The following is a 12,801-nucleotide window of genomic DNA, read 5'->3' as shown; positions in this document are numbered from 1 at the left end:
TTACAAAACTGGTTTAAAAAACACACAAAAAAACCTTGCGCTTTAGAATTACAAGTGTAATCTAAACATATCGACTACAACTGTAATCAGTAAAATAGAATTCGTCACTATGAGTAAAATGTCAGATAAGCCCGAAATTTCGAACGCCGAATTTGAAGTACTAGACGTATTGTGGGACGACCACCCCGCTACATCAAGTGAAGTGGTTTCAAGGTTAAATGATAAAAAAGACTGGCACGAAAAAACCGTAAAAACGCTATTGGGTCGCTTGGTAAAAAAGGAAGTATTAGGTTTTGAAAAACAGCAGCGTCAGTACCTTTATTACCCACTGATTGCGCGCGAAGACTATACGAAAAAAGAAGCAGCGAGCTTCGTTAGTCGCCTGTTTAAAGGGAAAGTCGCGCCTATGGTCGCCGGGTTTGCAAATCAAAACTCACTGTCTAAGCAAGATGTGAACGAGCTTAAAGCGCTTATAAAGGAGTGGGAAGAAAATAATGATTGATTGGATCATCGCTCAACAAGGCATTTTGTCGCTCGGTCTCATTTTACTCATTGTTTCCGAGCACTTTTTCACGTCTAGGTTAGGTGCCTCATTTATGTATAAGCTATGGGCGTTGATACCAGGCAGCCTGATAGTTAATAACCTTCCGCTGTCGATGGTTAGTATCCCGTCAAATAACTTTGCTCGCTATGTAGTGGGTGTTAAACCTACAGTGAATACCGTAGCGTTCGAAACTTGGTTTACTCTTTGGGCCATAGGCGCAAGCATTATCACTGCCTATGTTTTAGTACACCATATTACAACATGGACATCGATAGGGAAGCGACGCGCTATCCACACCAATGCCTACTATTCCAGCAAGGCAGCAACCCCTATGTTATTTGGTTTCATCGCGCCCAAAGTGCTTATTCCCTTTTCATTTAAAAGCACGTTTTCAAAACAGCAACAGACACTGGTATTGGAACATGAAAACGTTCATCGCAAACATTATGACCACCTGTGGAATACGCTAGCACTCACTATCGCCATTCTATTTTGGTTTAACCCACTAGTTTGGCTTGCGCTTAAATCTTTCAGAATAAACCAAGAGCTGGCTTGTGATCATACTGTACTAAAAAACAAGACAGAGAAGGAAAAACTCACCTATGCAAAAGCACTCGTGCAGTGTGCCGAGCATTGTTCAAGCACTATAACTTTGTACCCAACCTTTGGAGAAAAGACGACTATGATCAAACGTCTAAATGCTATAAAACAACCTATGCGCAGCAATAAAGTACTGGCAGCGAGCGTACTTTCTGTTGCAGCTTTACTGACTATTAATACCGCATTGGCTAATGTGCCTCAGCCACCGCCAAAAGCTGAAGCTAACATGGATAAATTAAAAGTTAATGAAGCATCACCAGTTAAACGCGTTCCACCCATCTACCCAGAAAAAGCAGAACAAAATGAACTTGAAGGTTTTGTCGTTCTGTCTTTCGATATCACTGAAACAGGCGCAACGGATAATGTAGAAGTGGTTAAATCTCAGCCGGCAGGCGTGTTTGATAAAAGTGCTAAAGTGGCATTAAAACAGTGGGAATATAAACCACGTATTCAAGGTGGCAAAGGCGTCAGACAAACTGGGCTTCTCGTCCAATTAGACTATCAACTGGGCTCGCAACTCGATACCACGAATGCTGGAAAGAATGCTTCTCCAGATGTAGAGCGTATAATCATTCCGCCAGAAACAAAGTAAGCAAGGCCAACAATCAGTCAGAATATTAAAAGGAGCACACCGCTCCTTTTAGTGTTTTGTCTAATTGACTTAATTTTTCGTTGATCCAAACTAGCCTAGATCTCACTATTGCGTACTACCTAGCTCCACTTCAATTAAGTAAAAGTGTAAAGCACCTTTACATTTCACATGAAGAAAACACCGCTTTTCTAAGGTAGAATGTAAGTAATCACATACCTTAATACTTCTAATTTATGGAAGGTTTAGATAATCGATAGCTAATAACTACGATTATTTGCAATCGCTCAACGCCATTAGGGCTTTTACTTTTTTGGCGTACAACAAGGAAACTTATTATGAACCGTTTCGCTTTAGCACCTGCTGTGCTTGCTCTTACCGTCTTTACAACAAACGCAAACGCCAATATCGACCAGCTTAAAGGCCTTTTAGGCGATAAGAAAGCTGACTCGACTGTTACTACTAGTAGCCTAACTGAAATGGCAACAAGTGCTGCGTCTGGTATCGACCTATCTAGCTTGATAGGTACAGTTTCTGACAATCTTAATGTATCTAAAACGCAGTCAGAGGGCGGTATTGCCTCTATTATGAACTATGTTCAAGGTAACCTTTCTAGCGGTGAATATGCGCAACTGGCAAACAACATTCCTGGCATTGATGGCCTACTTGAAAATGTACCGTCACTTAGCAGTGATACGGCTGCAAGCTCTAGTTCGTCACTAACAGGTTTGCTTAATAAAGCCTCTGAATATAGCTCTACACTTAAATCTGTAAATGATTTGAAGCAACAGTTTGAGGCGCTAGGCTTATCAACCGATATGATTGCCAGCTTTGCCACGCAAATCAGCTCATACCTAAATGTAAATGCCGATGAAGAAACACAAGCACTCTTTAAATCTGGCCTAGATAATTTACTAGCAGCTCTGTAATCTATCGAAAGCGTATTGAGATATGCTGCTTAGCAAAAACTAATACGCTTTAAACCTTTTTTGCAAGGTTGTATTTTTCTAATAGCAACCTTGCTCATCTTTTCATACTCAATTACGCAGCCTAATCGCCTATGCAAAATGCAACATCTTGGTTTTCAGCGAAACCAAAGTGGTTTCGGGTTTCTACTTACCTTGTCCTTTTCTATCTTATTTATGCCCTTCTTTTAGGCGTAGTAACTCCTGCGGTACTAGAGGCAAAATTACCTAACCTAGTAAAAGAAAATACAGGCCGAAATGCCACGGTAAAAGATATTGCAATAAACCCTTTTCTATTGAAGGTAGGCATTACTGATTTTTTCATCTATCCAGAATCTAAGCCATCAACCACCAGTGATAGTGACGAGCTGAGTAAAAGTAGCAGTGAAAGCGATATCAACAATGAATTGTCACGCGACCGTTTTTTCAGTGTCGGTAATTTTTCTTTAGACATTGGCTTTTGGCAAACGTTGCTTACTCTCACTCCTGCAATTGAGTCGTTAACTATCGATTCGCCATATGCAAAAGTTGCACGTTTAAATACCGATAGCGACACACTAACATTTAACTTTTCCGACATTCTTTCCCACATTGAAAAGCGCAGTACAAATGAGAAAGATGAAGAGAAAGAGGTATCTGACGGGCAGATCCCTAGAATAACATTAGGTCAATTTAAACTAAGTAACGGCCATATTGTTTTAGAAGACGAAATTACCGATACCTTGCTTGATTACCCTGAATTGGACGTTGCACTTCAAGATCTAGATACGCATGCTGTAATTAGTGTTAATGACAATAGCGAAGCAGCGTTTAATCAATACCAGTTTGATGTACTTACCGCCGAAAAAGGCAAAATTTCGATTAAAGGTGAGTTCCAACTGTCTCCCTTTAAAGTTGCTACAGACGTTGCGATAAGTGACGTTGCTTTAGCACCGCTTTGGTCGCTATCGAAAGATTTGGTAGAAGCGAAACTAGTGGACGGCACGGTTAACTTAAGCCTTCGAGCACAGGCTTTTGAAGAGGGAGAGGCGTTTCAGTTTTTACTGGAAGGCGGTGAGTTTTCCGTCAACAACTTGGTGTTTAATTCCGCTGCACCATCACCCACATCAGCAGCCGCGTCATCAAGCTCGCCAGATAGTGTCAGTACCTCGAAAGAGATCCTCGCCATCCCTTCATTTGCCGTTCACGACATAAACGTAAACGGCGCAAAGCAGCAGGTAAATATTGCTAAAGTTGCGCTAGACGATGTCAGAGTGTCTGGCTTGTTTGACGAGACAGGGCTCGATTTACAACGCCTGTTTACACCTAAAAGTCTGACCGCTTCTGCTACTCAAGCAAGCGCCAAAGCGAACACAAATTCGCCTTCTGAGTCTGGAATTAAGGACAAGAGCCTTCAGCTTAAAGAACAAATAACACCTGAAACTGACAACAGCGTTGATGCAGAGACCGTTTCGCTAGAATCAACAGGCGAAGAGATGCAAACAGCAGCCCAAACTAAAAATGGCTCACCGGAACTAGAGCAAGAGACGACATGGAAAGTAGCGCTACAAAAGTTTGCATTCAATAACGGCACCGTTGATATGCTAGAGCGCAGCATAAGTAATGGCACCTACTATAGAATTAGTCGATTGGATATTGAAAGCGGTGAAATCACCACTGATTTCTCTAAACCCATTTCTTACACCACAAGCCTACAAGTCTCTGCCGATACCCAAGCCTTTAGCAATACATCAAAAGGTACCCTGACAAGTAGCGGAAGCCTAGTTATTGCAGAACAAGAGGTGCAAGGCAAAGCAGCCATTGAGCAACTAGCACTTAACCAATTTCAGCAATATGCTTCACCCTATGCCAACGTTACCCTTGAAAAAGGTTTTTTCAATCTAAATGTTGAATTTGACGCTGCAATGGGTGATGAGGGAACTGAAACACTAAACGTTAAGGCAAATACGAAGGTGTCTGACTTAAGTGTACTAGATGACGCCAAAGAGCCGTTGTTGCAATGGCAATCTTTAATAGTGGACGATATTAACTTTAACCGCGCCTTAAACCAGCTAAGCGTAGACAATATTCAGTTACAATCTCCCTTCGCTCGACTCATTATTGACGAAGCCAAGCAAACCAATGTGAGCAAGCTAGTTGTTGCTTCAACCAAAGACAACAAAACAGAAAAGACAGTTAAGAATGATATCGCTGGTGAACCTGAAAGCATAAACCCAGCAAATTCGGCAGCATCTGCAACTAACGAAATGGCAACTTCAAACGCTGAAGAGCTTGCTATTGTTGTGAATGCCATATCAATTGAGAACGGTAAAGCCTACTTTGCTGATCACTCATTAACACCGAAGTTCGCGTCGGCCATAGAAAGCCTAAATGGCAAAGTATCAGGCATAGACTCGCGTTCAGATACGCCAGCTAATGTGGATATCACTGGAAAAATAGATAACTATGCACCGGTAAAACTAGCGGGCACCATTCACCCATTAAAAAGTGATCTAGACCTAGATTTAAACTTCTCTGTAAAAGGCGCTGAACTGACTTCAGTTAACCCCTACTCTGGCACCTATATGGGCTATTACATTGACAAAGGCTTGTTGTCATTAGCCGTGCAATACAAGCTTAATGGGAAAGTGCTGGAAGGTAAGAATCATGTGGTTATTGACCAGCTAACGTTAGGCAAAAAATCTAACTCTGACCAAGCGCTAAGTTTGCCGCTTGGGCTCGCTATCGCGCTGCTAGAGGATAGCAACGGCGTTATAGATTTAGGTTTAGATGTATCTGGAGACGTAGACAGCCCAGATTTTAGCTTTGGCTCCATAATCCTTAATGCTATTGGCAATATCATTACCAAGGCTGTGACCGCGCCGTTTTCGCTACTAGCAAATCTGGTTGGCAGCGATGACGAGCTAGACAGCGTTGAGTTTGAATTTGGAGAACATTCACTCGGCGCGGATGCACAGGAAAAGCTGAATACCCTAGCAGAGGCGTTAAAAAAACGCCCAGGGCTAAGAGTGAACATTGAAGGTACGGTAAATGCGGTATCAGATGCAAGTATGCTGGCACAACGCCAGTTAAACACCACGCTGTTTGCAAAAAGTGGGCTTGTTGAACCATCTAGAATTTCAGGTAATGAGAGTGCGAACGAGAGTACTTCTGCCGATAGTGAGGTTGAAAATCCCAGCAACAGTGGTAGCACGCAAGATGAGGTAATAACCGGCAGCCGTATACCATTGGAAGGTCCACTAGCCGACGCCCTTTTGTCACATTATGTAGAGATGTTTACGCCAGACCTTGATCAAGAATATAAGAAAATGGTGGCTCAGCTATACCCTGAGTTAGCAAGTGAAGGTGAAAGTCAAAACAGTAATGATGACTTTATTGATACGGTTAACGAAGAAGACGTGCAAAAAGCACTGACGATTGCCCGTTACAACAAGCTTCGCAATAGTATCGACATTCCAGAAAGCGCGTTAATTGAACTTGCCGGCTTGCGCAGTAAAGCGGTAAAAAGCTATTTAGCCAACGAAGGGGAAATTGAAGCAAACCGTTTATTTTTGCTTAATACTCAGCACGACTTACATACTGAAGTTAGCGGCGTTGAGCTAACCTTGGAAGCGAACTAATAAACAAAAAGGGTAGCCGGTTTAACTAAGCTACCCTTTTCCATTGACACCTTTTTTAAAATTTCTGGCTAGCTAAACGCTGCGAACAACACGCAAGAGCCCTCAAAATCTCTAAGCTACTTTTTCAAATGCGGCGCACAGGTTTCAGCAACTTTTGATGCATCAAAAATCTCAATCCAATAGCCGTCTGGGTCTTTAATGAATGCGATGCCTTTCATAGAGCCATCATTGAGTCCTTTTTGAAAAGGAACGTCTAGGGATTCAAATCTGGCGCAGGCTGCTTCTGCATCGGGTACATGAAAACCAATATGACCAAAGCCCTTAGGTTCGGTATTGCCATTGTGGTAGCTAACGGTTTCTGGCGTATCGCCCCAATTATGGGTTAATTCAAGCATAGCTGGGCGACCAAAAGTCTGCTGGGTACGTTCATTTTCATCATCGGCAATATCAGAGAAATCATCACCTGCCGCCAAAAAATAAAGGCTGAACTTCATTTCTTCAAAGTCTAGACGTTTAATGAGCGTCATCCCCATCACTCGCGTGTAAAAGTCTAGCGTTCGCTTGGGATCGGCAATGCGCAGCATAGTTTGGTTGAACACAAAGCCTTGTGTGGCGGCATCTTTTTCTTCATACAGGCCTTCGGCCTTATCAAAATGTCGGCTCATAATTTTTCCCTTTTACTCTATTGAAATAAATTTAGTTATTTTCCTTTTTAACTTCTCTTACAAAGTTAACTACTTTCGAGACAAATTCGTCGGTATCAAATACCGGATCGCCATGGCGCTTACCTTTAACAAGGAACAACTCATTTGGCACGCCAAACTGGTCTAGGCGGCGACTTAATAATTCGCTTTGCGTAGCGGGTACTACACCATCATCAAGTCCATGGAAAATAATAAAAGGCGGCGTTTCGTTATCTATATAAGTGGTCGGCGAGGCTTCTCGCGCTAGAGCTTCGTTGGCCAGCGGAGGTTCACCCAAAAATTGAGCTTCTGCGGCATCAGGCGCGTCGTGATCCACTTTGCCGCTGTTACCCCGCAAGGCCATAAGATCAGAAGGCCCAAAAAAGTCGACCATACCAATAACGCGGTAGCGCGGCTTTGCATCAAGAAATGGAGCGTCGTCGTTGTTTGATGTGGTCAAAAGCGAGGCCAGATGCCCTCCCGCTGAGCGCCCCATCATGATCACGTGATCAGCGCTTAGTTTAAGATTATCGCTATTATCAACTAAAAAATTAATCGCATCGTTTATGTCATTGGGTGCTGCAGGATAAATAGCCTCACCGCTAAGTCGATAATTTACTGCGGCAACCGCTACACCTTCATTGAGCAAAGAGGCGACTAAATTACCATTTTTGGACAGGGTCTCGTTTTTACTCCCTCTCATCCATGCACCACCATGAACCCATACGGCGAGTGTAGGGGCAGTTTCAGAGGAAGTTGGCATGTATAGGTCCAATGCTAAACGTTTACCATTAACTGTCTTGTAAACTATAGACTGGGAGCTAATGTTGTCTACATTTAAAGATGGCGTTTCGGCCTTGTAGCTCTTTGTTTCGCTCTTATCGCTTTTAGTCGTACCGCACCCTACTAGCATGATTGCTATACCTAGAAGCGTAGCAAGCCCAAAAGTAAACCGCATAAATGAAAACTCCATCCTATGTTGATTGAAGTCAGTAAGCCTAACAAGCTCTCAAGCACTGGCAAATGGAAGTCATCTAGCGGTGAACTTTATTCACCGCTTTTTAGCAGGTAGCTCGCCCCACACAGATGCATTATGTTGCTTTTTGGCCTTTTGCATTTCATTGTTAGCACTGTGGCTAACTGAGCGCTTAGCCTTATTAGTTACCGACGATGTAACTCTTGGCTTGTTAGTATGAGGATTATTCTCGTTCGGTTTACCTTTAACGCGTTTACTATCGTTTGACCGATTCTCGTGTGACACATTAGCGGCTGGCTTTTGAAGACCTGTTTGCGCACTGCGGCCGGTACCTGATGAATCAGGTCGATACTTTTTCACCATACCTTGCAATAAATTACGGACCACTTGATCACCCGCTGGTTTGTAATTGCGATGGTCTGGCTTTCTAAACAATGCAGAAAGCTCACTTTTGCTAATTCTAAAGCCAGCCAGTTGAAGTACTTCAATCATATCTTCATCTTTGTAACTCATTGCTATACGAATTTTGCGAAGTACTTCGTTGTTACTTAATCGCTCTTTTGGCCCAAGCTCTCTGGGCGCTTGCCCTTCTTGTCGGCCTCGGTTCTTTATAATCAAACCATCAAGAAACAGCGCAATAATCTTATCACGACACGGCAAATAGCCAGCTTCGTCTTCTCGCTTCATTACGGCATGTAAATAGTCAATCTCCATATCGTAGTTAACTAATTTAAAAATACTTATTGCGGCGGTGTCGTTTATAGCTAATGCATAACGAAGGCGACGTAGAACATCGTTGTGGATCATGAAAATGGGCCTGAAAAGTGGAGTAGCCAATAAGCGGCATAGATTAAAGGTGTAGAGCCATCCGCTCTTTTTTATATTTTACACCACTTAAGCATTTGCATCTATCACGGGCTAAAAGCAAGCGTCACCAGTTGGCTCATGGTGAAACCAAATTAACTTTGATGGCGTAACCATATTGTAAATCTCGTCACGCTCATTTCACTGGAGTACCGAAATTGAGCTCATTGGTAAAAGGAACCTTCCATGGCAACGTTAAATCTCAATGGGAAAGACGTCAGTCTTCCTGATGACCCGCGAACTACACTGTTAGATTTTCTTCATCAACATTTATCACTGTTTGGCACTAAAAAAGGCTGCGACCACGGTCAGTGCGGTGCGTGTACTGTAATCGCCGACGGCGAGCGCATCAACGCGTGCTTAGTGTTTGCATTTCAGCTAGAAGGCGCTGAAGTCACAACTATTGAAGGTATAAACAACGGTGCAGGCGAAGGTGAATCACTCCATCCCTTGCAACAAGCCTTTATCGAGCGTGACGCGTTTCAATGTGGCTACTGCACATCCGGTCAGATATGTTCAGGGGTATCCTTGCTTCGCGAACTAAGTAATAAAGAACCTAGCGCTGTTACTTACAGCCGTTCTCGTAATAGTACAGTATCTCTTAAGGAAGACATCAGCGAACGCATGAGCGGTAACCTTTGTCGATGCGGCGCTTATCCAAATATTGTGGACGCAATCACAGATGTGATTGCTTTGGAGAAACAGTAATGCAGCCATTTAATCTCCATCACTACGACGGCGAAACCCCGTTAGATAATGCCCCGCTAGATAATGTCCCGCTAGATAATACATCACGTTTTTTGGCCGGCGGTACCAACCTAATAGACCTAATGAAATTACAGGTAGAAACGCCTAAAACATTGGTGAGTCTTGCGAAATGGGAAAAAGCTAACGCTATCACCGAAGACGACAATCACTATTATATTGGCGCCATGGTGACTAATTCAAACTTAGCGAAGTTTGCTCACACGCAGCCCTCACTGTCTTTACTTGCACAAGCTTTATTAAGCGGCGCAACGGTCCAACTTAGAAACCGCGCGACGACGGCCGGCAACTTATTACAGCGTACCCGTTGTTACTACTTCTACGATACAACAAAAGCCTGCAATAAAAGAGAGCCTGGTACTGGTTGCAGCGCTATTAACAGCATGAATAGAATACATGCCATTTTTGGCACCAGTGAACATTGTATTGCCACACACCCTTCCGACATGGCCGTGGCCATGATGGCCCTAAACGCCCAAGTACATACCCAGCAACCTAATGGCAAAACTCGACAAATTTCGCTAAGGGATTTCTATCGTGAACCAGGCGACACTCCACACATAGAAAATCAGTTGGGCGAAGATGAACTTATCACCCATATCAGCATAGAGAAGAAATCTAGCGGCACGCAGTACTACCATAAAGTACGAGACCGTTCTTCGTATGCGTTTGCCCTTGTGTCTGTTGCTGCTGGCTTAAAAATTGACCATGGACGAGTTAAAGACCTTACGCTCGCCTTTGGTGGTGTAGGCACCAAGCCTTGGTACCCGCAAAAGGCAATACGCGTTCTTGAAGGCGCTGAGATAACACCTGAAGTTATATCGCAAGCGGCTGAGGCTGAATTATCCAGTGCAAAAACCTACGGCAGTAACGATTTCAAACCAGAACTATTGCGCAGGACGTTAGAAAAAGTGCTTTTAGAGATAGCAGAACATCAGGAAAAGCACCCCGAGCATGAAGGAGCTTTATATGACAACGCATAACGCTAAAACGGTAGGAACGTCAGTTAGCCGGGTTGATGGCGCTGCAAAAGTGACAGGCCAAGCAAGGTATGCAGCAGAGCATATGAGCGAACGCACTCCTTTGATAGGCTGGGTTGTATCAAGTGACACTGCCGTCGGTGAAATCACATCCCTTAATACAGAGCAAGCAGAACAGGCCGATGGCGTACACGCGGTGATCACACATATTAATGCAGGGCCCCTTAAGCCATTTAGTAAGCCTGCGGATGAAAGCCGGTTTACCCAAAGTCGCGCCGTACTTAACGAACCTCACATTCGTCATTTTGGTGCGCCCGTGGCATTAGTTATTGCAGACACTTTGGAGCAAGCACGCTATGCTGCAAGTCTAGTCAGCTATACCATAAATGGTAAAACACCAGACTTACTCATAGAGTTTGATGATGCTACGCAAAAGCCAGAGTCATTAGATGGTGGATTTGAGGCAGACGCATCTAGCGGAAATAAACCACAGCCAAGCGATATTCACGCAAGCGTTGACACAACCTATACCACGCCAAGCCAAATCTCGGCCGCTATGGAGCCTCACGCTACGGTTGCCGATTTTAAAGATGGAAAGCTTGAGGTCTATTGTAGCGTGCAAATTATTGCAACGGCTGTAGAAGCTCTCGCTATTACTCTTGAAATGGAGCCAGAAGACATTGTAGTGCAGAGCCCTTTTGTAGGTGGAGGCTTTGGTTCTAAATTAGGTCTTCACTACGATGCTACGCTTGCCTGTATAGGCGCCAGACATTTAGAACGCGCGGTAAAGGTGGTGTTAAGTAGACGACAAGTGTTTTATAACACTCCTCACCGTGGGCACAGTACACAACAGATAAACCTTGCGTCTGGTGATGATCATGCACTGCTAAGCGTACAGCACAAAAGCGCTATGCCAAAAGCTAAAGGCTATGAATTTGCCGAAGCAACGGGGGCTGGCGCACGGGTTACCTATAAATCACAGTTTATCGAGAGCACGCATAGGGTTAAAGACGTAGACCTACCGCTTATCGACTCTACCCGCTCTCCCGGAGATGCCATTGGCTCTCTTGCTTTTGAGTCGGCTATTGATGAACTTGCTCACGAAGCAGGTATCGACCCGCTTACGTTTCGCATAAAAAACCTGCCTGTCGTACACCCTATGAAAGGCACGCGGTTTACCACCCACAACTTAGGTGAGTGCCTTCGCCAAGGCGCGCAAAACTTCAATTGGCAGCACAAAGCACAGCCCACACCGGGTAAAAAAATCGGTCATGGCGTAGCGAGCGCTATGCGTATGAATGTGTTGGTAGAGAGTTCCGCTGAAGTTGAATTAAGTGCCAATGGTGAGGTAACTGTTCGTACTGACATGACAGATATTGGTACAGGCACCTACACTATTCTTACTCAAATTGCCGCCGATACTTTAAATACGTCGGTAGACAATGTCACAGTAAAACTCGGCGATAGCCGCTACCCCGCCTCTTGCGGTTCAGGTGGTTCATTCGGAGCCGCTAGCTCTGGTTCGGCGGTGAAAAAGGCGTGTGAAGCGCTTATTGCGAATATTAAAAGCTCACTTCCCTCTGCCCTTAGCCAAGCGGAAGTGCATATTTCAGATGGTCAGATAAAGTTACAGCCTAGCGCACAAGGTAACATTGATGTTACGACTGACACGCACTTGCTAGACGACTTTATCTCTCGCAGCGACTTCCCGTTATCAGCAAGCGGCAAAGTATCCGAAGACGACACCAGTGATGATGAACAGTACTCCTGTGGCGCGCACTTCGCGGAAGTCGAGGTAGATGAGTACACAGGTGAAGTTAGGCTTCTTCGACAGTACGGCATGTTCAGTGCGGGGCAAATTTTAAATATGAAAACGGCGTCGTCTCAAATAAAAGGTGGAATGGTATGGGGCGCAGGCTACGCGCTCACCGAAGGGATCCACCACCATACAGACACGGGAAGCTTCGTAAACCCAGACTTCGGCGAGTATCACGTTGCCGTAAATAGAGATATTAGCGAGGTAAGTTTAGATTTCTTACAAGAGCCTGATTATGCCGCATCGCCGGTAGGCGCAAAAGGCATTGGTGAGCTAGGCATTACTGGTGCTGGCGCCGCTATCGCTAACGCGATTTTTGACGCATGCAAAGTGCGGGTGCGAGACTTCCCCATTACTATGGATAAGATAATCGCTGGTAAAAACTGAGCATCAAAAGCG

The 12,801-nt window shown here is 44.3% G+C and carries 10 protein-coding genes; 7 read left to right on the top strand and 3 right to left on the bottom strand.

Translation table 11 applies throughout. The features are described 5' to 3' along the window. The first annotated feature begins 109 nt into the window (after positions 1-109). The 4 genes from ACYX4N_RS07370 (at position 110) to ACYX4N_RS07355 (ending at position 6,318) form a co-directional block, all read left to right on the top strand. On the top strand, positions 110-502 hold the full coding sequence (locus tag ACYX4N_RS07370; RefSeq protein ID WP_476056115.1) for a BlaI/MecI/CopY family transcriptional regulator: 393 nt from the start codon (positions 110-112) through the stop codon (positions 500-502). Next, on the top strand, positions 495-1,736 hold the full coding sequence (locus ACYX4N_RS07365; RefSeq protein WP_476056114.1) for a M56 family metallopeptidase: 1,242 nt from the start codon (positions 495-497) through the stop codon (positions 1,734-1,736). The genes ACYX4N_RS07370 and ACYX4N_RS07365 overlap by 8 nt, the downstream gene beginning before the upstream one ends. A gap of 335 nt (positions 1,737-2,071) precedes the next feature. Further along, a complete protein-coding gene (locus ACYX4N_RS07360; RefSeq protein WP_476056113.1) occupies positions 2,072-2,662 on the top strand; it encodes a DUF2780 domain-containing protein in 591 nt (196 codons plus the stop codon). 131 nt (positions 2,663-2,793) lie between these two features. Continuing rightward, on the top strand, positions 2,794-6,318 hold the full coding sequence (locus ACYX4N_RS07355) for a DUF748 domain-containing protein (RefSeq protein WP_476056112.1): 3,525 nt from the start codon (positions 2,794-2,796) through the stop codon (positions 6,316-6,318). A gap of 116 nt (positions 6,319-6,434) precedes the next feature. Here the strand turns inward: ACYX4N_RS07355 and gloA are convergent, their stop codons facing one another. The 3 genes from gloA to ACYX4N_RS07340 form a co-directional block, all read right to left on the bottom strand. Continuing rightward, entirely contained in the window at positions 6,435-6,983 is a 549-nt protein-coding gene (gene gloA / locus ACYX4N_RS07350) for a lactoylglutathione lyase (RefSeq protein WP_476056111.1), read from the bottom strand. A 31-nt stretch (positions 6,984-7,014) separates the two neighbouring features. Beyond that, on the bottom strand, positions 7,015-7,959 hold the full coding sequence (locus ACYX4N_RS07345) for an alpha/beta hydrolase fold domain-containing protein (RefSeq protein ID WP_476056110.1): 945 nt from the start codon (positions 7,957-7,959) through the stop codon (positions 7,015-7,017). A 93-nt stretch (positions 7,960-8,052) separates the two neighbouring features. Next, positions 8,053-8,784 (bottom strand): YehS family protein, encoded by a 732-nt coding sequence (locus ACYX4N_RS07340; protein ID WP_476056109.1) that lies wholly within the window; start codon positions 8,782-8,784, stop codon positions 8,053-8,055. Between the two features lie 243 nt (positions 8,785-9,027). On the opposite strand from ACYX4N_RS07340, the gene ACYX4N_RS07335 reads away from it, so the two are divergent. Genes ACYX4N_RS07335 through ACYX4N_RS07325 form a run of 3 tightly spaced genes read left to right on the top strand, consistent with a single transcriptional unit; the run spans position 9,028 to position 12,789 of the window. After that, positions 9,028-9,549, top strand: a complete 522-nt coding sequence (locus tag ACYX4N_RS07335; RefSeq protein WP_476056108.1) for a (2Fe-2S)-binding protein — start codon at positions 9,028-9,030, stop codon at positions 9,547-9,549. Continuing rightward, positions 9,549-10,589, top strand: coding sequence for an FAD binding domain-containing protein (locus ACYX4N_RS07330; RefSeq protein ID WP_476056107.1), 1,041 nt, complete (start codon positions 9,549-9,551; stop codon positions 10,587-10,589). The genes ACYX4N_RS07335 and ACYX4N_RS07330 overlap by 1 nt, the downstream gene beginning before the upstream one ends. After that, on the top strand, positions 10,576-12,789 hold the full coding sequence (locus ACYX4N_RS07325) for a xanthine dehydrogenase family protein molybdopterin-binding subunit (RefSeq protein ID WP_476056106.1): 2,214 nt from the start codon (positions 10,576-10,578) through the stop codon (positions 12,787-12,789). The genes ACYX4N_RS07330 and ACYX4N_RS07325 overlap by 14 nt, the downstream gene beginning before the upstream one ends. Positions 12,790-12,801: the final 12 nt, after the last annotated feature.

The organism is Alteromonas sp. ABH4_452, from assembly GCF_056311825.1.
This window is presented reverse-complemented; position numbering and strand designations above follow the sequence as displayed.

Bases quoted from the DNA above. Each gene is read 5' to 3' on its own strand.
- ACYX4N_RS07370 (WP_476056115.1), top strand. From the start codon at position 110: ATGAGTAAAATGTCAGATAAGCCCGAAATTTCGAACGCCGAATTTGAA.
- ACYX4N_RS07365 (WP_476056114.1), top strand. From the start codon at position 495: ATGATTGATTGGATCATCGCTCAACAAGGCATTTTGTCGCTCGGTCTC.
- ACYX4N_RS07360 (WP_476056113.1), top strand. From the start codon at position 2,072: ATGAACCGTTTCGCTTTAGCACCTGCTGTGCTTGCTCTTACCGTCTTT.
- ACYX4N_RS07355 (WP_476056112.1), top strand. From the start codon at position 2,794: ATGCAAAATGCAACATCTTGGTTTTCAGCGAAACCAAAGTGGTTTCGG.
- gloA (WP_476056111.1), bottom strand. From the start codon at position 6,983: ATGAGCCGACATTTTGATAAGGCCGAAGGCCTGTATGAAGAAAAAGAT.
- ACYX4N_RS07345 (WP_476056110.1), bottom strand. From the start codon at position 7,959: ATGCGGTTTACTTTTGGGCTTGCTACGCTTCTAGGTATAGCAATCATG.
- ACYX4N_RS07340 (WP_476056109.1), bottom strand. From the start codon at position 8,784: ATGATCCACAACGATGTTCTACGTCGCCTTCGTTATGCATTAGCTATA.
- ACYX4N_RS07335 (WP_476056108.1), top strand. From the start codon at position 9,028: ATGGCAACGTTAAATCTCAATGGGAAAGACGTCAGTCTTCCTGATGAC.
- ACYX4N_RS07330 (WP_476056107.1), top strand. From the start codon at position 9,549: ATGCAGCCATTTAATCTCCATCACTACGACGGCGAAACCCCGTTAGAT.
- ACYX4N_RS07325 (WP_476056106.1), top strand. From the start codon at position 10,576: ATGACAACGCATAACGCTAAAACGGTAGGAACGTCAGTTAGCCGGGTT.